Genomic DNA, 20783 nt, shown 5'->3' on the forward strand with positions numbered 1-20783 from the left:
GCCCAACTACTTCTCTCCCATATCCGGCACCCCAAGGCCCCCGCACCCCCACCCTTTCCTGCTATTATGCGAAACAGCTACATTTCGTATATATAGGGCACCATGGGAATCATCAAAATCTCCGAGTCGATGCACGACTCGCTGCGCCGCACGAGCGGCGCGCTGAGCCGCTCGATCAACGCGCAGGCCGAGCACTGGCTGCGCGTGGGCATGCTGGCCGAACTGAACCCGACGCTGGCCTACGGCGACATCTGTCAGCTACTGCTGCGCGCCGAGGCCGGCGCGCCGGCCGAACACGACGGCGCCGCGCTGTCGAAGGTCGCATGATGGCGCGCTCCCAGAAAGTCACGCTGCGCTCGCAGGCGGAGATCGCGCAGGCGCGCGAGGCGGGCAAGCTCGCGGCCGACGTGCTGCGCATGATCGGCGAACACGTCAAGCCCGGCGTCACCACCGATGAACTGGACACGCTGTGCCGCGAGTTCATCGTCGGCGTGCAGCAGGCCACGCCCGCGAACATCGGCTACCACGGCTTCCCGAAGACGATCTGCGCGTCGGTGAACCACGTGGTCTGTCACGGCATCCCGTCCGCGCACGTGCTGGAAGACGGTGACATCATCAACATCGACGTGGCCGTGATCAAGGACGGCTGGTTCGGCGACACCAGCCGCATGTACTTCGTGGGCGAGCCCGATGCAGAGGCGAAGCGCCTGGTGGATACGACCTACGACGCGATGCGCGCCGGCATCCTCGCGGTGCGGCCGGGCGCGACGCTCGGCGACGTCGGCCACGCGATCCAGAGCGTCGCGCATCAGGCCGGCTACAGCGTGGTGCGCGAATACTGCGGGCACGGCATCGGCACCGTCTACCACGACGAGCCGCAGGTGCTGCACTACGGCCGCCCCGGCATCGGCATGAAGCTGGTGCCCGGCATGATCTTCACGATCGAGCCGATGCTGAACGCGGGCAAGGCCGAAACGAAGCAGCTCGCCGACGGCTGGACGGTGGTCACGAAGGACCGCTCGCTGTCCGCGCAGTGGGAGCACATGGTGGTGGTGACCGACGGCGGCTTCGAGGTGCTGACGCCGTGGCCCGAAGGCACCGGCACCTATGCGCCGATCGGGGCGCCGGCGGCCTGAGCCACACGCACGCGCGGGCCTGCCGCCGGACGCAGATGCCGGCGGCGGGCTCGAACAAGGCGCGGCGGATCAATCGATCCCCCACGGCCGGCGCGCCACCCTGCGCGCCGGAATGCGCGCTCAGCCCCGCTCGGCACGCACCGCGTACGCGCCCGGCGGAACCCCGGCCTGCCCGGTGGCGGCATCGGCCGCCTCGTTCACCTTCGGCGCCCACTTGCGCCGCATCAGCACGATGGTCGCGGTCGCGCCCACCAGCAGGAACGTGAAGATCGCCATCATCGGCAGCTTGTAGCTATGGCCGACGTGCAGCAACCAGCCCGACAGGCTTGCCGACACGCCACCGGCCAGGCTGGTGGCCACCTGCTGCAATCCGGTATTCAAGCCCACGGCCTGCTTCGGAATCAGCGTGAGCTTGACCAGCGCCAGGTTGTTGGTGGTGACGAGGCCGACCAGCGTCAGCGACAGCACGTTCCAGAACAGCGCCATGTTGACGCTCGGCGCATAGGCGCCGAACAGCACCGTCATGCCGCCGATGAAGCCCACGATCATGAACGACTTGCGCACGATCACGGCGTCGTGGCCGCGCGCGATCAGCCGGTCCGCGGCCCAGCCGCTCAACGCCGCGGTAACGGCGACGCCGCAGAAACTGAAGGCGGTGTAGAGCCCCGACTGCTTCAGCGACAGGCCGCGCTGCTCGACCAGGTACGCGGGCATCCAGGTCATGCAGTAGAACGCGAAATAGGCATAGCAGAAATTGGTCAGCAGCCCGCCCCACACCACCGGGCTCGCCAGCAAGTTGCGCAGCGGCACCGTCGCGGCGCGGTGCTTGCGGGTGGCCAGTTCGGCGCGATCGGGAAAATCGCTGCGCACCGCCAGCAGCCACGGCAGCAGCCACACCAGTCCCGCCAGGCCGGTGACGATGAACATCCACTTCCACGAGGTGCCAGCGATCAGCCAGGCCGCGGCCGGCGCACCGAGCGCCGGCCCCATCTTGCCGCCGACCGAATAGATGCCGAGCGCGGTGCCCTTCTGCGATTCCTCGAAACGGTTGGCGATGTAGCGATAGGTGGCGGGCACCACCACCGCCTCGGCCGCACCGATCAGCACGCGCACCAGGATCAGCGCGGTGAGCGTGGTGACGATGCCGGTGGCGGCCGCCGCCACGCACCACAGCAGGAAACAGATCGCATAAGGCCACTTCACGCCGTAGCGGTCCACCAGCCAGCCCATCGGCAGCTGCAGCAGCCCGTAGGCCCAGAACACCGACGAACCGAGCCAGCCGCGCTCCACGCTCGACAGCGCGAAATGCTGCACGAAGCGGTGGTCCGCAAGCGCGGCGGACATGCTGGTGCGGTCCATGAACGCGATCATCAGCCCGAAGGCGAGCAGGAACACCACGCCCCACCGGCTCTCCGGCCGTACCGCTTTGCGAATCGTCTCCATCTGTGTCTCCGAATCTCTTGTCGTGTCGATGCACCGGCCAGGCGCGCGTTCGTTGGACGTCGTCGCCTGCGCGGTCGTTCACGGGCCCTACATCACGAGAGGCTCCCGGTCACGTCGTCGAACAGCTCGTCCACGCTCAGCCGCTTCGGGATGATCTTCTGGTCGAGCGCCCAGTCGATCGCGAGCTGTATGCCCTTGCGGTTGGCCTCCAGACCGAACGGCGGGAACGCGGCGGGAACCCCCTCGCCCAGGGCGCGGCTCTCCACGATCATCCGGTACAGCTCGCGCACGACGTCGGGGCGCTGCCGCGTCAGATCCTGATGCACGACGAACATGTGATTGATCGGCACCACGCCCTCGCGCGCGAACCAGTCCTTGGCCGCGGCCTGCGCATCGGGCACCAGGGTGGCGATGCGTGGATCCTTCGGCATGTCGTCACCGGCCAGCACGGCGGCCAGTTCGCCGTCGAGCATCATCTGCCCGATCGAGGCGCCCTTGGGCAGGCGCACGCAATTAGCCGGATCCTCGTACTCGGCCAGATGCCCCTCGCCCACCGTCATCCAGGTGACCTTGTCCAGATCGACACCGTATTCGTGACGCAGGATGCCACGAATCCACAGGCCGGTGGTCTGCGCGTAGGTCCGCACGCCGACGCGTTTTCCTTCGATATCCTTCGGATCGAGATGGCCGAGCTCACGGTTGTAGCCGGCGCAGTGATGCTGAAAACGCCCCGAGATCGGCGCGGGCAGCAGCACGTAGGGCTTGCCATAGGACTTGGCCTGCAGATACGTGACGATCGCCAGCTCGCCGGCGTCGAATGCGTTCTCGCGCAGCATCGGCTTGAAGCCGTCGTGCGCCTTGGCCGGCCCGCAATAGTCGAGCTCGACGACATCGGACTTCACGCGGCCGTCGCGCATCGCGCGCGTGGCCGCGTAGTCGGCCAGATTCACGCGCAGCGTCGGCTGCGCGGTTTGAGTGGTACTCATCGTGTCTTCCTCCGGTTGCTTCGCTTCAGTAACCCGCCGACTCGCGCGTCAGCCCGACCACGCCATAGCTGCGCGTCGGCGCCGACATCAGGAAACGGTAGCCCTCGTCGAGCAGGCGCTGGTAGTTCTTGGTGGTCACGTGCGGGTGGCCGACCGCCACCCCGTGCTTCCCGCAGATCGCGAGGATCCGGCGCATCGCGTCGAGTACCTCGGGATGTTCGTATTGGCGCGGCACGCCGAGCTGCTGGCTCAGGTCGCCCTCGCCGATCAGGATCAGGCCGATGCCGGGCACCTCGGCGAGCATCTCGTCGAGGTTCTCGATCGCCTCGGTGCTCTCGCACATCAGGCCCACCAGGATTTCGCCGTGCGGCGCGAGCGGCCAGACGTCGGCCTTCGCGTAGTACTCGGCGGTATCGACGCCCCAGTAGCGCGCCGCGTTGGCGGGGCCGTCGCCGCGCACGCCTTTCGGCTCATACAGCGGCGCGTTCTTCGGCCGCGCGTAGCGGCACGCGGCCACCGCGTTGCTGGCCTGCTCGACGGTGGCCACGTGCGGCCAGATCACGCCGTAGCAGCCGCGATCTAGCACCTGCTTCGCGAACGACTGGTTCATCTCGACGCCGTTGGCGGGGATCCGCGCGACCGGCGTGACGCGCGGCGCCACGGAGCCGGTCCGGGCGATCTCTGCGCGGTTCAGCATGTACTGCAGCGCGTCGCCGAGTGCGCCGACGTCGTAGGGGTTGTGCTCCATCTCGAAGACGATGCCGTCGTAGGGCGCATCGCTCATCTCGATGGCGGTCTGCTTGTCGAGTTTGGAAAACGCCGACAGTGCCGGCTTGCCGGACTCGAGGGCCCGGATGATCCCGTTCAGGCGTGTGTCGCTCATCGTGTCGTGTCCTGTTGCGTATCGTGTTGCCTTGCCGCCGCGTTCGCGTGCGTGTCTGGCCGGTGGCTCAGGCCAGCGCCGGATACAGCTGCTGCGCGGTCTTGCCGAAGATCCACTCGCGGTCGCTGTCGCTCAGGCAGGCCAGACCGGCCTGGGCGGTGCCGAGGATCTCGGGCAGCGTGCCCTTCGAGCTCGGGAAATTCGAGCCCCAGGCGAGGCGCCGCGCGCCGAACGCCTCGATCAGGCGCGGGAAGAAGGTCTCGGCGCTGGCCTGCCCCTTCTTCATGTCGTCGAAGATGCGCGGCGTGAGTTTCATGTAGATGTTGCTGAACGGCGCCAGTTCGAACAGGCTTTGCGCGTTCGCGTACGGCGCGCCGTCGGTGACGTCGGGACGACCGAGGTGATCGAGGATGATGTCGACGCCGGGAAAGCGCCTGGCCAGATCGGTCACCTGCGGCAGGCCGATCGGGCCGGTCTGGATGCACATCGGCAGCTTCAGCTCGGCACAGGTCTCCCAGGCCGGATAGGCGCGCGCGTCCTCCAGCTCGCTCGGATCGAAATCCTTGGTGCTGCCGCCGGTGAACAGGCGCAGGCCGGCCAGGCCGCGCGCCACGGCCGTGCGAATCGTGGCCGGGGCGTCGGGCAGCGTCACGTCCACCGAGCCGACCGCCACCAGGCGGTCCGGATACTCGGCGCAGGCGTCCAGCACGTAGCTGTTGTCGAAGCCGTAGGTGGTGGACGAATGCACCACCGCGGCCCTGGCCACGCCGGCCTCGTCCATCGCGGCGATCAGCGCCTCGACGGTGGACGGGCGCTCCTTCGACCAGTCCGAGCGCTTGCCGCCCAGCGGCGCGACCGGATAGCGTGCGGTGTCGTCGGAAATGATGTGCGGATGAATATCAACGATCGATGCCATGAATCACTCTGTCGGTTGGGTTGGCGGGCGGGCGGCGGGCCGCCGTCGCCCGCGTGACTGCGTGCGGATTGGCGTGCGTCCGGCGCCGGCTTACTTGCCGGCCGCCTTGAGCCGCGCGTCGAGGCGCGGATACACGCGCCGCGCGTTGCCTTCGTAGATCAGGTGGCGGTCCTCGTCGCTCAGGGCGGTGCAGCCATCGACGTAACGCTTGGTGTCGTCGAAATAATTGCCGGTGGCGGGATCCCTGCCGCGCACCGCGCCGATCATTTCGGAGCCGAACAGCACGTTGCGGGCGGGGATCACCTTGGTCAGCAGTTCGACGCCGGGCTGGTGGTACACGCAGGAATCGAAGAACACGTTGTCGAGCAGGCCTTCGAGCGGACGCTCGCGCATGTCCAGCGACATGCCGCGATAACGGCCCCAGTGATACGGCACGGCGCCCCCGCCGTGCGGAATCACCAGCCGCAGGGTCGGAAAGTCCTTGAACAGGTCGCCCTGCAGCAGCTGCATGAACACCGAGGTGTCGGCGTTCAGGTAATGCGCGCCGGTGCCGTGGAAGCACGGGTTGCACGAGGCGGCCACGTGGATCATGGCGGGCACGTCGAGTTCGACCAGCGCTTCGTAGAGCGGATACCAGGCGCGGTCCGTCATCGGCTTGCCGGTCCAGTAGCCGCCGGTCGGATCGGGATTCAGGTTGCAGCCGACGAAGCCCATCTGCTCGACGCAGCGGCGCAGCTCGGGAACCGAATTGGCGGGCGCGGCGCCCGGCGATTGCGGCAGCTGGCAGACCGGCGCGAAGTTCTCCGGGAACAGTTCGGTGACCCGATGCACCAGGTCGTTCGACAACTCGGCCCATTCGAGGCTGGTGCGCTCGTTGCCGAGGTGATGGCTCATCAGGCCCGCGATCGGCGAGAACAGCGTGAGATCGCTGCCGCGTTCGCGCTGCAGCTTGAGCTGGCCGTTCTCGATGGCGTCGCGGATCTGGTCGTCGCTGATGAAGGCGTCGGCGCGCGACGGCGCGTTGGCCGGATCGTTGGCGGCGGCGACCTGCCTGGCCCGCCAGTCGCGAAACGCGGCGGGGACGGTGGTGAAATGGCCGTGGCAATCGATGATCATGGGGTCTCCTTTCAGCGGGCCAGCGGATCGACGAACAGCTCGTCGATCGACATGCGCCGCGGCGTCAGCGCCTGCTTGAACGCGGTGGCTTCCAGCGCCTCGATGGTCTTGCGGTTCGCCTCGATGCCGTAGGGCAGCGGGTCGTGGCCGACGATCTCCCGCAACGCCAGATACTTCCTGTCGCTCGGATCGGTCGCATCGCCGCTGTCGAGTCTGGCGAGCCACGCCTGCTTGGCCTGGTCGAACGCGTCGTAGAGCGACTTCGCGATCCACGGATGCTCGGCCAGCACCGAATCCTTCACCACGATCGTGCCGTGCATCGGATACACGCCGCTGCGCCGGTAATAGTCGGCCTCGAGCGCGGCCGCGTTCGGCAGCAAGTCGGGATAGTTCGCCTCCACTTCCTGCCAGCCGCCGGTCGGGTTGCCGGTGCGGCCGATGCCGGCGTTCGCCGCGAAGCCGGCCGACAGTTCGCCCGAGGCCATCATGTCGGCCAGCGAGCTGCCCTTCGGCGCATGGATCACATTGGCGGGCAGCGTCATCTGCGTGACGTGTTCCTCGTCGTCCACCACCCAGGTGACCTTCGAGGAATCGAGGCCGAATTCGTCGATCAGCACCTGGCGCGTCCACACGCCGGTGGTGACCGAGTAGGCACGCACGCCGACCTTCCTGCCTTCCAGGTCCTTCGGCGTGGCGATGCCGGCGTCGGGACGGACCAGCAGGCCGCCGTGATGGAAGCGCCGCATCACGAAGATCGGCAGCGCGACGAACGGCGCGCCGTAAGCACGCGCGATGAGGTAGGTGGTCGGCGCCAGTTCGCAGACGTCGAATTCGACGTCGCGCACCATGCGGCGGAACGCGCCGATCTGCGGCTTGACGGTGATGATTTCCGCGTCGACCCCTTCGATGGGAATCGAGCCGTTCCGGATCGCCGAGGTGTGCGGGTAGTCGGCGATCGCGATCTTGAGCGGGACGTTTTTCGTCAACGCTGTCTCCTGGATGAATGCAATGAAAGTCCGCGATCGGCGGCAGTCTTGCCTGCGATGACGAGGCCATCTGCGTGGCGCTTGCGGCGATCCGGTGAGACGATCATCGTGCAGGCCACGGTTTCCGTCTATTGAAAAAACCCGAGGGTGCGTTAACCAAACGGTAAAGGGTCGCTCGACTCGAATCCCATGATTCGGATTGCGAATCATTGACTGCGCAGGCGTGTCGATCCACCAGCCATCCGGTGCTACCCCGCCCGCTTCCCGACCTTCCAGGCAAGGCGCCCCGTCATGCACCGAGCGCGCGCGTCACGTCGCAAAACAGTTCGTCCACGCTCAGGGGGCGCTCGATCAGGCGCTGGCGCCAGCAGTAGTCGATCGCCACCTCGAGATTGCGCCGATTCGCTTCGAGCCCGAACGGCGGCTCCTTCTTGCCGCCCTGCTCCGCCGCCACGCGCCGGCTGCGCTCGAGCAGCGCGAACACTTCGCGCACGGCGTCCGGATGCCGTGCCACCAGGCTCTCGTGCGCCACCACCATGTGATTGATCTGGATCGCTTCGTTGCGGTCGTGCCACGCGGCCGATTCCGCCATCGGCTCGCGAAACAGCGTCCGGATGCGCGGGTCGGCACGGCCGCCGTCGGGCACGATGGCCGCATCGATGTCGCCGTCCAGCAGCATCCGCAGCAGCGTCTTGTCGCCGGACGCGCGGCGCGCATTGGGTGGGTCGGCATACGCGTCGACGTAGGGCGGCTCGAGCGTCACCCATTCCATCGCGGCCGGATCGAGCCCGAAGTCGGCTTGCAACACCCCGCGAATCCACATCGCGGAGGTCTGCGAATAGGCCCGCAGGCCGATGCGCTTGCCGCTCAGGTCGCGCGGCGAAAGCGGCCCGCGTTCGGCGTTGTAGACCAGATACGGATGCTGGAACCGGCCGATGATCACGGCCGGCAGCAGCACCAGCGGCCGGCCCCGCGCGCGCGCCATCAGGAACGGCACGATCGGCAGCTCGGCCAGATCGAACTCGAGGTCCTGCACGGCGCGCCGGAACGCGAGAAGCGGATGCGCCACGTTCGCGAACGCGATCTCGACAAGGTCGGAGCGCAGCGTGCCGTCCACCAGCGCGCGCGTGCTGGGGTAGGTACCGAGCAGCATCTGCAGCGCGACGAGATGGGAAGCGCGATCGAGAACGGACGTCGGCATGGGCTGGATGGATGGTGGTCGGATGGGGCGGCGCGTGCCGTGGCCGGCGCGCGGGATCCGGCAGCGGGCGAATCGCCCCGAACCCGATCCCGGCACGTCTCGTCGCGATGTCGGGTGCGGCGGGCGCGCGTGACAGGCGACATGCCGGCACCGCCCGAAGCGCGAATCTCGACCGGCGCCGGAATCGGCCCGCACTCGCCGGCTTCGATACGCATGTGTCGCCGGCACGGACACCACGCCGCCCCGTGATCGCGCACGGCGGACAGCGGCTTCGCTTCGCGCGGCGCGCGAGGCCATGCGCCCATCTTCGAGCCCGCCCGAATTTCCGTCCATTGAAATAAACCGACGATGGCTTAACCGGCAGGTTAAGTCGCGGCCAGGGCCGGTGGCGCGCTCAGTCGGCGCGCTCCCCCATCATCGTGGCATCGGCGTGGTTGTCGCCCGTCATCGGCGGACAGACCTTTTCGAGGCAACGCAGCAGCAGCGTCGCACTGGGCGCGAGCGGTTTGTCGCCGCGCCACACCACGCCGAGCGGCCGCGTGACCAGATTCAGATCGAGCGGCAGCACGTGAATCGGGCTCGCGTCCGCGTAGGGATACAGCATGTCCACGGTCAGCAGTGCGATGGCGTCGTTGATCTGGATATAGGAGCGAATCAGGTGCGTGGAGAGCGTTTCGATGTAGTTCGACGGCATCGCCAGACCATGACGCGCGAGCGTGTTCTCGATCGGCTCGCGCAGCAACGAGCCCGGCGGCGGCAGGATCCACGGGAAGCCGTCCAGGTCCGACCATTGCACCTTCTTCTTGCCCGCCAGCGGGTGATGCACGCCGGTCACGAGCTTGACGGGCGTGTCGAGCAGCGCACGCTCCTGCAGGCCGACCGTGTCGGATTTGTTGGGCAGGCGGCCCACGATCATGTCGAGATCGCCGCGCCGCAGATCCTGCAGCAGCGCGGTCATGCGGCCTTCGAGAATCGATACGTTGGTATGCGGCGCCTCCTGTTTCAGCAAGGCCAGCGCCTTCGGCATGATGGTGGAGATCAGCGAGGGCAGCGCGCCGACATGCACCTTGCCGGCGCTGCCGATCTGCAGCGCCCTGATCTCCTCGGCGGTCTGGCTCAGGCTGCTCAGCACCGCGCGCGCGTGGCGTACCACGCACTCGCCGTAGACGGTCGGCCGAAGGCCGTTGACGGTGCGCTCGAACAGCTTCACGCCCAGCGCGCTCTCGATCTCGCCGAGCGACTTCGAGACCGCCGGCACCGAGATGTAGGAATTGGAAGCGACCTGCCGCAGATTCCGGAAATCGTAGATGGCGACTACCAACCGCAAGTGCCGCGCCTTGAGATTCACGCTCAAATACCAATCCAGCTGACTCATAGTGTCTCCAGGGCGCAGCCACCACGCACCGGCTCGGTGTGCGGGCGTGCGCTCTTCATTCCGGGTTCGGGGCCAGCCGGCCCGACCGCTCGCACCCGGACGCCGCCGTGCCACGAAGCCGCCGGATGGCGCGCCACGCCCGCCTGTCACAAAAAGGCATCAGGCAGCAGAATAAACGAAACCACAAGACACTGGCGATGAGGGCGACCGGACCCGGGTGCCGGTCGCCCTCCACCTCGATCCAGGCGCGCTCAAAACGCGTGATTGATGCCGACCGTGGCGGCGAGCTGGTGCGGCTGCTGAGTGGCATTCAGCGCCTTGTTGCTGATGTAGGAGCCCGCGAATCTGGTGTAGTCGCATTCCGCATACAGCACGGTTCGCTTCGACAACGAATAGGCAATGCTGACCAGGCCCTGGCTGCGCTTGCCGCTCGAGTTCGGCAGGTCGGTAATGTAGTAGGCCGCGCCGATTCGCGTGTAGGGCGTCAGCGCGTAGGTCGCGCCGCCCCAGTAGTTGAGCGTGCGCACCGCCTGATTCGGCGCACTCGCGTCGAGGTTCTCGTTCATGTAGCCGCCGGCGAGGCGCAGTGCGCCGAACGTCAGCGCCGCGCCGAGCGTGTAGTAATTGTCCGGCTGGTAGGTGGTGCCTGACAGCACCGTGCGGTGAATGTAGGCACCACCGACGTTGACGGCCCCCATCTTGTACTGCAGCCCTACCCCGCGCGACGAGCCGCCGTTGAAATTGCCGGCCACGCCGCCGAACGCATTGTCCACGCGAAGACGGAACGGTCCGTATTTTCCGGTGTATTTCACGTCGTTGTTGAAGCGCGTGCCGTCGGTGGCCGGCGTCAGCGGGATGATGCCGGGATAGGCGAAATTGAACGGGTCGTAGTCGTACACGACATCGTGGGCGATGGTGTATTGCCGGCCGAAATCGAGCGAGCCGAACCAGCCTCCCAGGCCCAGATAGGCGCCGCGGTTGAAGGCGACGTTATTGGTGTTGTCGAATGCGCCGTTGCCGAGGTTGAAGCCGCTCTCGAGCCGGAAATGCGCGTTGTAGCCGCCGCCGAGGTCTTCCTTGCCGATGAAATCGAGCCGGTTCGAGCCGAAGAATCCGTTCGAATTCATCGAGTACTGGCTGCCGAGACCATTGCGCGTATAGCGGATGCCGCCATCCACCACGCCGGCCAGCGTCACCGACGATTGCGCATGTGCCATGCCGGCGAACTGGCATGCCACCAGGACTACTGAAAGTTTTTTGATCATGAGATGTCGTGTTCGAGTCGCGAGGTCAATCTCGCCGCGCCGGCCGGTATCGCATGAGCCGCGATCGGATCGGCCACGCGGGTAAGGCGTGGCGGCATGGCCGCACGGCGCTCGCTACGTTCTCGAAATACGCATCGGGTGGTGATGGGTCTGCATGATTGTCTCCAATATTGGCTTTTTATTTGCATCCAGCTGATTCGCATTGCTTATCGATGGATGCATTGATGCACCGGTTCGATGCGAGCTCGAAACGGCATGGAACAGTACGAAATGGACGGCCCACCGCGACCTGTCGGTGTCAGGGGCGCGACCGGGGTGCGACGCGGGCGTCTACGTCCGTCGTCGAGGCTGGGCCTGAACAGGGTTGGGCGCGGCCGGACATGGCCGCTCATGGCGGGGCATGGCGTCTCCTGGTGCGGTGACGCACGGCGTGCTGCTATCGAATCGACGGAGCCCGGTCATGCCGGCAACGCCTTCGATAAACCGTGTCCGCGTTTCGATGCAGGTATCGTCTCATCCGGTTCCGGCATCGTCCATTGAATAAAAATAGCGATGGCTTAACCGTGCGGTAAAGGTGTGCGGCGCATGCGAAGCGCGCCATGGGCCGTTGCATCGCCTGCCGGCGGCTCGCCGCGAGGCGGCCGACGGGCACGAAAACGTGATGAGCGGCGGCCCGCCGTTCGAGATCGTTTCGTCTGTCGAATCGCGATCGTGTACGACGCGATGGCCGTTGCACCTCTTCAACGGAATCAACGCGCCCGAACCGCCATGCTCAGGCGGCACCCGCTTCCCCGAGCCAGTGATACATCACGAAGCAGTCGACATAACCCAGCGTTCTGTGGCGATAAGCACGCGGCAGCGTGCCCACCACCTCGAATCCCATTTTCTTCCACAGCGCCACGGCCACCTCGTTGGTGGACACCACCGAGTTGAACTGCATCGCGAGGAAACCGGCCTCGCGTGCCACCTGCAGCGAGTGCTCGCACATGCGCTGCGCCACGCCCTTGCCGCGCGCGGCTGGCGCCACCATGTAGCCGCAATTGCAGACATGCGCGCCGGGGCCGGCCGCGTTCGGCTTCAGGTAGTAGGAGCCGAGCAGTTCGCCCTCCTCCTCGGCGAGGAACGTATACGACGGCAGGTCGATCCAGAGCGCGCGGGCCGCTTCTTTCGTCAGCGCGGGATCGTAGGCGTAGGTTTCCTGCGCGGCGGCGACCGCCTGGAAGGTCGGCCAGAAGCGGTCGAAATCGTCGTCGGTCATCGGGCGGATCGTGATCATCGTCGGGCATCGGTGGGTAGCGGTGAAGCCGACGATTCTAGCCCGAGGCGGCGGAAACGCGGTGGAACGGCGACCGACGTCGGCACTATCGATGCGCACGCAACCATTGGCGCGTGCCTACCCTCACTCCCGCGCCGGCACCAGTGCCAGCCGCTTGCAATCGCAGGCACCGATACTGCGCGCGTCAGTAGGAATCGTCACGTAGCGGCCGCTCGCCCACAACGGCATCAGGTCCGCGTACCACGACGAGAAGCGGTTGCCCGACTCGCCCGCCGGCATCGCGAAGCGCGCGGCGCCGGGGTCGGCCATGTCCACCACCATGCGCATCGCGGCGGCCATGCGGGTCTGGTACGGCGCGGCATCGTCGCTGAAGTCGTTGCCGCCCACGTCGATCGTCATCATGTCGCCGCCCACCGGCACGCGCAGATCGAACCAGCGCGCGAGCCACGACACCTGATGGAACGGCCGGTGCGGCGCAACCGCGGCGTGCGCCTCGCCCCAGCGCCACGCCTGCATGTCGCTGCCGTAGCGCTGCCGCAGGTCAAGCAACGCGGCCCGCAGCGCCGCGCTCACCTGCCCCGCGCACGGCTGCGCGGGCCGCGGCCCCGGCGCGGCGCCGGTGCTGCACCAGGCGGCGCCCACGGCCGGATCGCCGAGCGCGTTCAGCAGCGCCTGATGCAGGTTCCGCTGCCCCCAATACTCCTTGAACAGCTCGTGCCCCGAGCGCGGCTCGAAGATCGCCTGCGTGACCGCGCGCTCCCACGCGCTCGCGATCAGCGGCTCGGGCCGGTCCGCGCGCGCGTCGCGATTCCACGCGGTGAGCCACGCCACCGCCTGCGCCGCGTCGGCGTCGCTCTGCGGGCCGGCCTGCGCGAGCAGCAGCGGCAGCAGCGCGTCCTGCGCCGCCGAGTGGACGTCGGTCTGGATCGCCTCGAAGCTGTCCAGCGTATGCCGCGCGCGCGCGTCGAGCAGCGTGGTGATCCGGTGATACCGGTACGGCATCACCCATTCGCCGGTGAGGAAGTAGGGCGAGTCGCGCGGCACGATCCGGTTGTTGGCGGTGACGATGCGCCCGTCGGGCGGATTGAACGCCTGCGGCAGCTGCGCGAACGGCACGAAGCCGTTCCAGTCGTAGCGCGCCTGCCAGCCGGGCGCGGGCACTTCCGTCATCAGGTCGTTATCGGGCGAGCGCAGCGGCACGCGTCCGGGCGCGATGAAGCCGATGTTGCCGTCGCGGTCCGCGTAGACCACGTTCTGCTGCGGCACGCCGAACTTCGCCGCGGCGGCGAGAAACTCGTTCCAGTTGGTCGCGTGATCGAAACCAAAGCCCGCTTCCAGCGTCGTGTCGTCGGGCATCAGCGCGGTCCACTGCAAGGCCAGCACGTAGCGATTGGACCGGCCGGACTGGCCGGACTGGCCGAGCGCGTCGCGCGCCTTCGGCGAGACGTCGCTGACCACCGGCCCGTGGCGCGTCTCGCGCACGTTCAGCACGACATTCGCCTGGCCCTTCACGCGGATCGTCTCGGTGCGCGTGACGAATCTTGCCCAGCCGTCCGGCGTGCGGTATTCGCCGGGCCGCGCCGGGTCGAGCTGTTCGAGGAACAGGTCCTCCACGCTGGTGCCGGTGTTGGTGAGCCCCCATGTGATGTGCGCGTTGTGGCCGATCAGCACCAGCGGCAGGCCCGGCACCGTGCCGCCCACCACGTCGAGGCGATCCGATTTCAGATGCGCCAGATAGAACAGGCCGGGCGTGGACAGCCCCAGATGCGGGTCGTTCGCGAGCATCGGCTTGCCGCTGGCCGAACGGCTGCCGGCCACCACCCAGTTGTTCGAGCCGATGCCCTCGACGTGCCGCGACGGCGCCGCGGCCAGCGCGCCGACGCCCGCCTCGGCCAGCGCCGACAGGTCGCGATAGAGCGGCACGTAGTCGATGGTGGCCATCCGCGTCAGATCCTCGGGCGCGGTCGTGATCAGCTGATGAATCTGTTCGAGCGGCAGCCGGTGCGTGAGGCGCATCCGTTCGATCTGCATCGCCATGTTGCCGCTCAGGTCCCACGCGAGCACCGACAGCCACGCCACCGAGTCGGCCGGCGTCCACGGCGCGGGCGCCGGCGCGCGGGTCAGCAGATACTCGATCGGCAGCGGCCCGCGGCGCGAGCCCAGATAGAAATTGACGCCGGCCGCGTAGCGCTCCAGCACGTGGCGCGCCTCGGGCGACAGGTGGGCGTAGATGCGCTCGGCGTTGCGCCGCACGCCGAGCGTGCGCATGAAGGTGTCCACCGGCAGCGCCGCCGGGCCGAGCACCTCGGCCAGCGTGCCGCTGGCGATGCGCCGGTCGACGTCGAGCTGCCAGAGCCGGTCCTGCGCGTGGACGTAGCCGAGCGCGAAATAGGCGTCGTCGTCGGACGCCGCCACGATGTGCGGAATGCCGTGCGGATCGCGCGCGATCTCCACGCGTGCGCCGACGCCACTCGCGCCACCCGCCACCACGGTGCCGGCGAGCACCGGCAGCGAGGCGCGGCCGTAGATGGCCAGTCCCCCCGTCACGCACACGGCCAGCACGGCCACCCCCAGCAACCACCCGCGCAACAGACGCCACATGCGATAAGGCAAGATGTTCGACTCCATGAAGATGAGGCACGCGCGGGCGGCCCGGCACCGGCCGCCCGCGGCGGGGTCACTGCGTCTCGGCGAGCAGCGGAGGCGCGGCGCCGGCGATGGCCGGCGCCGGCTCGGTGGCTTCGGCCGCCTCGGCCGGCCAGACGTCGGCGCAGGCGGCGCCGAGCTTGGCGAGCAGTTCATCGACCTCGTCGGCCGTGATCGTCAGCGGCGGCAGCATCCGCAGCACGGCGCCGAAGCGGCCGCCCGATTCGACGATCAGGCCGCGCGCGAGGCACGCGCGCTTGAGCCGGCGCGTGGCGTCGCCGTCTGCCGGGCGGCGTCCGGCGCGGTCGGTGGTGCCGGCCGGGTCGACGATCTCCACGCCCCACATCAGGCCGCGCCCGCGCACGTCGCCGAACGCCGCGAAGCGCGCCGCCAGCTCGCGCAGGCCGGCCTCGAGCTGGGCGCCGCGCTCGCCCACGCGCGCCACGATGCGCTCGTCTCGCATCACGTCGAGCAGCGCCGTGCCGGCGGCCATCGCGATCTGGTTGCCGCGGAACGTGCCGGCATGCGCGCCGGCCTTCCAGCGGTCGTAGCGCTCGTGGTACAGCACCGCCGACATCGGGAAGCCGCCGCCGATCGCCTTCGAGATCAGCACCGCGTCGGGCACGATGCCGGCGTGCTCGAACGCGAACATGGTGCCGGTGCGGCCGAAACCGGTCTGGATCTCGTCGATCACGAGCGGGATGCCGAAGCGCTCGGTCAGCTCGCGCAGCCCGCGCAGCCACTCGGCCGGCGCCGGAATCACGCCGCCCTCGCCCTGCACGGCCTCGACGATGATCGCGGCCGGCGCGACGATGCCGCTCTCGGGATCGCCCAGCACGCGCTCGATGTAGGCGAGCGAGAGCGCCGTGGTGTCGCTGCCGTCGGTGCCGAACGGGCAGCGATAGGCATGCGGATAGGGCAGGAAATGCACGTCCGGCATCAGCGAGGCGACTTCGGTCTTGGCCGTCAGGTTGCCGGTCAGCGCGAGCGCGCCGGCCGTCATGCCGTGGTAACCGCCATGGAACGCCAGCACCGAGCGCCGGCCGGTGGCGGTCTTCATCAGCTTGATCGCGGCCTCGGTCGCGTCGGCGCCGGACGGCCCGCAGAACTGGATCCGCGCATGCTCGGCGAACGCCTCGGGCAGCACGCCGAACAGCGCCTCGATGAAGCGGCTCTTGGCCGGCGTGGTGATGTCGAGCGCCTGCAGCAGCGGGTCCGACAGCAGGAACTCGATCACGCGGTCGCGCACGTATGGATGGTTGTGGCCGAGCGCCAGCGTGCCGGCGCACGACAGGCAGTCCAGGTACTCCTGGCCGTCGCTGTCGGCCACGTGCGCGCCGCGCCCCCTCACGAACACGCGGCCCAGCGCGTTCGCGTAGGTGCGCGCGCTCGACTCGCGGCGCCGGACGAATTCGAACATGTCGGCCGATTCGGGTAATTCAACGTGCGGTGTGTTCATTGGCATCATCCCGGAAGAAAGTCGTTCATTCGACGGCCTGGCGCTCCGCCGCGATCCTCGCACTCGCCACCACCACCTGCCCGAGCGCGATGCCGCCGTCGTTGGTCGGCACGTCACGATGCGCATGGACCTGGAAGCCCCGCTGCCGGAGTTCGACCAGCGCATTCACCAGCAAGAATTCGTTCAGGAACACGCCGCCGCTCAGCACCACCGTGTCGAGCCCGTGCCGGCCGCGCAGCCGCTCGCAGAGCGCCGCGATCGCCAGCACCAGGGTGGAGTGGAAGCGCCGGCTGATGACGGCCGGCTCGACGCCGTCGGCCACGTCGGCGAACACCTGCCGCACGATCGGCCGGTAGTCGAGCTCGATCGGCGCGTCGGGCGGCGACTCCAGCAGGTGGGCATACGGCTCGCCCATCGCGGTGTCGCGCCCCAGCAGCCCCTCGAACTCGATCGGGCCGTGCGCCTCGTATTCGGCCCGCGAGCAGACGCCCGCCAGCGCCGCGACACCATCGAACAGCCGCCCCATGCTGGAGGCGCGCGTCACGTTGATGCCCTTGCGCCACATGGTGCCGTAGACGTGCCGGACCTCGTCGCCGAGCGCCGCGAGCGCCGGCACGCGGGCCAGCACGGAGGCGTCGCCATCGAACGATTCGAGCGCCAGCGCGAGCGCGGTGCGTACCGGCTCATGCACGGCCTTGTCGCCGCCGAGCAGCGACAGGTAGCGCAGGTGGCCGGCGCGCTGCACCTCGCGCGCGTCGCCGACGAAGAACTCGCCGCCCCAGATCGTGCCGTCGAGGCCGTAGCCGGCGCCGTCGAGGATCACGCCGATCGCCGGCCCGTCGATGCCGTTGTCGGCAAGGCAGGCGGCCATGTGCGCGTGGTGATGCTGGACCTGCCGGCGCGCGGTATGCGTGTCCGACGCCGCGCGCGTGGAGCGGAACGACGGATGCAGGTCGCAGGCCGTCACGGCGGGCGTGACGCGGTACAGCTCGGCCAGATGCGTGGCGATCGCCTGGTGCGAGCGGAACGTGTCGTCGTTGCCGAGATCGCCGATGTGCTGGCTCACGTAGATGCGCTCGCGATCGGCCAGCGCGACGGTGGTCTTCAGCTCCGCGCCGTAGGCCACCACCGGCGCCAGGGTCCGGCCGGCCTCGATCGCGTAGGGCGCGAAGCCGCGCGCGCGGCGCAGGAAGCTGACCTGCGGCTCGGCGAGCCGCGCGTCGTCGGAGCAGCGGATCACCGAGTCGTCGATCCGGATCGCGATGTCGCGATCGTTGAGCAGCACGCGGTCGCACACCTCGAACAGGCTCGCGAGCGCGTCCTCGTTGCGATAGACGATCGGCGAGCCCGACACGTTGCCGCTCGTCATCACGAGTGCCGGCAGGTCGGGCTCGGACAGCAGCAGGTAATGCAGCGGCGCCGACGGCAGCATCATGCCGAGGTTCGGGTTGCGCGGCGCGACGTTGGCCGCGATATCGCCGCCCTCGTGCTTGCGCAGCAGCACGATCGGCCGGCCCGGCGAGCGCAGCCATTGCGCCTCCAGCTCGCTGCAGGCGGCACGCTCGCGGACCGCGTCGATCGACGCCAGCATCAGCGCGAACGGCTTCGAGTTGCGCCGCTTGCGCTCGCGCAGCCGCGCCACCGCCGCCGCGTTGCGCGCGTCCACCACCAGATGGAAGCCGCCGACGCTCTTCACCGCCACGCACAGCCCCGCGCGCAGCGCATCGAGCGTCGCGCGCAGCGCCGTGTCGCCGCCGGCCACCGGGCCGTCGGCGTCGTGCAGCGCGAGCTGCGGCCCGCACACCGGGCACGCGTTCGGCTGCGCGTGATAGCGGCGGTCCGCCGGATCGCGGTACTCGGTCTCGCAGGCCGGGCACATCGCGAACGCGCGCATCGTGGTGTTGTCGCGATCGTAGGGAATCGCCTCGATCAGCGAGAAGCGCGGCCCGCAGTTGGTGCAGTTGATGAACGGATAGCGGTAGCGCCGGTCGGCCGGGTCCGTCAGCTCGGCGAGGCACGCCTCGCAGACGTGCGAATCGGCCGGCAGCTGCGCGAGATGGCTGCCGCTGCGCTCGCTGTCGCGGATCACGAAGCCCTCGGCCGCGTCATGCAGCGGCTCGACGCCCTGCGAGCGCAGCGCGCTGATGCGCGCGAGCGGGGGCAGCTCCTCGCGCAGCGCCGCCGAGAAATCGGCCAGCGCGGTGGCGCTGCCCTCCACCTCGATCAGCACGCCGTCGGCGTCGTTGAGCACCCAGCCGCGCAGCGCGCGCGCCAGCGCGATGCGATAGACGAACGGCCGGAAGCCGACGCCCTGCACCACGCCGGTGACGCGGATGCGCCGGCGCAGCAGCGCGCCCGCCTCGACGCGTCCGTCCGGCGCGACGGTCCCCGCCTCGGCGCTCAGCATAGACGCGGCAGCTCGGCGCCGACCAGTTCCTCGATCTCGCGCGCCTGCCCGTTGCGGCCCACCATCACCACCGCGCGGCCGCCCGACTCGCGCACCTGGCCGATCTCCACCGCCTGCTTGCCGTAGCGGTGCTCGCGCAGCACGCTCAGCACCTGCTCGGCGTGCTCGGGCGCCACGAACAGGCACAGGCAGCCCTCGTTGGCCATGTTGATCGGGTCGATGCCGAGCATGTCGGCGGCCATCGCCGTCTCCGCCTGGATCGGCAGGTCGGCTTCGCGGATCTCGAGCGTCGCGTCGAGCGCGGACGCATATTCGTGCATCACCGCCGACAGGCCGCCGCGCGTGACGTCGCGCACCGAGCGCACCGCGCCCTCGGGCAGCGCGTCGAACAGCGCCTGCAGCATGCCGTTGAGCGGCGCGCAATCGCTCAGCACGCGGGTCTCGAAGCCTAGCCCCTCGCGGATCGACAGCAGGTGGATGGTGTGATTGCCGATCCAGCCGCTCAGGATCACGCGGTCGCCGGGCCGCACCTGCTTCATGCGCAGCGGCGCGCGCTTGACGATGCCGATGCCCGCCGTGTTGATGAAGATCTGGTCCGCCTCGCCCTTGCCGACCACCTTCGTGTCGCCGGCGACGATCTTCACGTTGGCCTCGCGCGCGGTGTCGCGGATCGATTCCAGCACCCGCACCAGCGTGCTGAACGGCAGCCCCGCCTCCAGGATCAGCGCGAGCGAGAGGAACTTCGGCGTGGCCCCGACCACCGCCAGATCGTTGACGGTGCCGCACACCGCGATCTTGCCGATGTCGCCGTTGCCGAACAGCGGCGGATTGACGACGAACGAGTCGGTCGTCATCGCGAGGCGTCCGCCCTCGATGTCGAGCAGCGCGCTGTCCTCCATTTCGCCGAGATAGGTATCGCCCAGCACCGAGACGATCATTTCCACCAGCTCGCGGCTCAGTTTTGCGCCCGTGCCATGGTCCAGCACGACTTCCGAACGCGACAGATCATTGATGTTCATAGAGTCTTCGACCGAGTTTCTTGGGGTTTCCTGGGATGTGCCGCCGGCCGCGCGCGGGATGCCCGCGGCCGGCGCGCGCCTTACGGCGTCTTGATCGCCTTGCGCGGCAGATGGCCGAGTTCGTCGATGGTGCGCAGCACCTCGGACGAGTCGGTCACGGTCGCGCAATAGCCGTCGAGCCATTCGAGCGCGCGCTTCTTGTCGGCCTCCTGGGCCGACACCACGCAGTCGGACGGCACCCAAATGTTGTAGCCGCGGAAGAACGCGTCGGCGGCCGTGGTCTGCACGCAGATCTGCGTCTGCATGCCGGTCACCACCACCGTGTCGACGCCGCGCGACTGCAGGATGTCGTGCAGGTCGGTCTCGTAGAAGCCGCTGTCCTTGTTCTTCTCGACCACCAGGTCCGAATCGGCGAGGAATTCGGCGATGATCTGCGCGCCCTCGCTGCCCTTCGTCACCGGCAGGTAGCCGTTGTAGCGCTCGGCGTTCGCGTCGTCCTCGCGGTTGATCAGCTGCAGGTGGATGATCTCGCAGCCGCGCTCGCGCATGCCGTCGAGGAACTGGCGGAAGCCCGGCGTGGCGTCAGCCACCGCGCGAATCCGCTCGGGATTCTTGTTGACCAGTTCGTACTGCAAATCGTTAGTCAGGACCGCGATCTTGGTTGCCATG

17 protein-coding genes are annotated in these 20783 nt (G+C 68.5%); 2 read left to right on the plus strand and 15 right to left on the minus strand.

What is annotated here, in order from left to right; translation table 11 throughout:
* The first annotated feature begins 102 nt into the window (after positions 1-102).
* Together BpN12_RS13135 and map are read left to right on the plus strand one after the other, a co-directional pair.
* Complete coding sequence (locus BpN12_RS13135) at positions 103-327, plus strand: ParD-like family protein (protein ID WP_246793012.1); 225 nt, start codon at positions 103-105, stop codon at positions 325-327.
* The gene (gene map / locus BpN12_RS13140) at positions 327-1136 is read left to right on the plus strand and encodes a type I methionyl aminopeptidase (protein ID WP_246794710.1); all 810 of its coding nucleotides are present in this window, start codon (positions 327-329) and stop codon (positions 1134-1136) included. Before BpN12_RS13135 ends, map begins: the two co-directional genes overlap by 1 nt.
* Before the next feature lie 120 nt (positions 1137-1256).
* On the opposite strand, the gene BpN12_RS13145 is transcribed toward map, so the two are convergent.
* The 15 genes from BpN12_RS13145 to BpN12_RS13215 form a co-directional block, all read right to left on the minus strand.
* A complete protein-coding gene (locus tag BpN12_RS13145) occupies positions 1257-2579 on the minus strand; it encodes an MFS transporter (RefSeq protein WP_246793013.1) in 1323 nt (440 codons plus the stop codon).
* Positions 2580-2671: 92 nt separating this feature from the next.
* The gene (locus BpN12_RS13150) at positions 2672-3565 is read right to left on the minus strand and encodes a type 2 periplasmic-binding domain-containing protein (protein WP_246793014.1); all 894 of its coding nucleotides are present in this window, start codon (positions 3563-3565) and stop codon (positions 2672-2674) included.
* Positions 3566-3590: 25 nt separating this feature from the next.
* A complete protein-coding gene (locus BpN12_RS13155; RefSeq protein WP_246793015.1) occupies positions 3591-4448 on the minus strand; it encodes an HpcH/HpaI aldolase family protein in 858 nt (285 codons plus the stop codon).
* A 67-nt stretch (positions 4449-4515) separates the two neighbouring features.
* The gene (locus BpN12_RS13160) at positions 4516-5364 is read right to left on the minus strand and encodes an amidohydrolase family protein (RefSeq protein WP_246793016.1); all 849 of its coding nucleotides are present in this window, start codon (positions 5362-5364) and stop codon (positions 4516-4518) included.
* A 90-nt stretch (positions 5365-5454) separates the two neighbouring features.
* Entirely contained in the window at positions 5455-6480 is a 1026-nt protein-coding gene (locus BpN12_RS13165; RefSeq protein ID WP_246793017.1) for an amidohydrolase family protein, read from the minus strand.
* An 11-nt stretch (positions 6481-6491) separates the two neighbouring features.
* Positions 6492-7466, minus strand: coding sequence for an ABC transporter substrate-binding protein (locus tag BpN12_RS13170; RefSeq protein ID WP_246793018.1), 975 nt, complete (start codon positions 7464-7466; stop codon positions 6492-6494).
* 289 nt (positions 7467-7755) lie between these two features.
* Positions 7756-8667: an ABC transporter substrate-binding protein gene (locus tag BpN12_RS13175; RefSeq protein WP_246793019.1), complete on the minus strand. Its 912-nt coding sequence runs from the start codon at positions 8665-8667 to the stop codon at positions 7756-7758.
* Positions 8668-9061: 394 nt separating this feature from the next.
* Positions 9062-10042 (minus strand): LysR substrate-binding domain-containing protein, encoded by a 981-nt coding sequence (locus tag BpN12_RS13180; protein WP_246793020.1) that lies wholly within the window; start codon positions 10040-10042, stop codon positions 9062-9064.
* A 251-nt stretch (positions 10043-10293) separates the two neighbouring features.
* Entirely contained in the window at positions 10294-11307 is a 1014-nt protein-coding gene (locus tag BpN12_RS13185) for a porin (protein ID WP_246793021.1), read from the minus strand.
* A 772-nt stretch (positions 11308-12079) separates the two neighbouring features.
* A complete protein-coding gene (locus BpN12_RS13190) occupies positions 12080-12583 on the minus strand; it encodes a GNAT family N-acetyltransferase (protein WP_246793022.1) in 504 nt (167 codons plus the stop codon).
* Between the two features lie 123 nt (positions 12584-12706).
* The gene (locus BpN12_RS13195; RefSeq protein WP_246793023.1) at positions 12707-15196 is read right to left on the minus strand and encodes a penicillin acylase family protein; all 2490 of its coding nucleotides are present in this window, start codon (positions 15194-15196) and stop codon (positions 12707-12709) included.
* Between the two features lie 64 nt (positions 15197-15260).
* Entirely contained in the window at positions 15261-16649 is a 1389-nt protein-coding gene (locus BpN12_RS13200; RefSeq protein WP_246793024.1) for a diaminobutyrate--2-oxoglutarate transaminase family protein, read from the minus strand.
* Positions 16650-16713: 64 nt separating this feature from the next.
* Complete coding sequence (gene hypF, locus BpN12_RS13205) at positions 16714-19095, minus strand: carbamoyltransferase HypF (RefSeq protein WP_246793025.1); 2382 nt, start codon at positions 19093-19095, stop codon at positions 16714-16716.
* On the minus strand, positions 19089-20114 hold the full coding sequence (gene hypE / locus BpN12_RS13210; protein WP_246793026.1) for a hydrogenase expression/formation protein HypE: 1026 nt from the start codon (positions 20112-20114) through the stop codon (positions 19089-19091). The genes hypF and hypE overlap by 7 nt, the downstream gene beginning before the upstream one ends.
* Before the next feature lie 80 nt (positions 20115-20194).
* A complete protein-coding gene (locus tag BpN12_RS13215; RefSeq protein ID WP_246793027.1) occupies positions 20195-20782 on the minus strand; it encodes a cysteine hydrolase family protein in 588 nt (195 codons plus the stop codon).
* Between the last annotated feature and the right edge of the window lies 1 nt (position 20783).

Source organism: Burkholderia perseverans (genome assembly GCF_022870505.1).
GTDB classification, from domain to species: domain Bacteria; phylum Pseudomonadota; class Gammaproteobacteria; order Burkholderiales; family Burkholderiaceae; genus Burkholderia; species Burkholderia plantarii.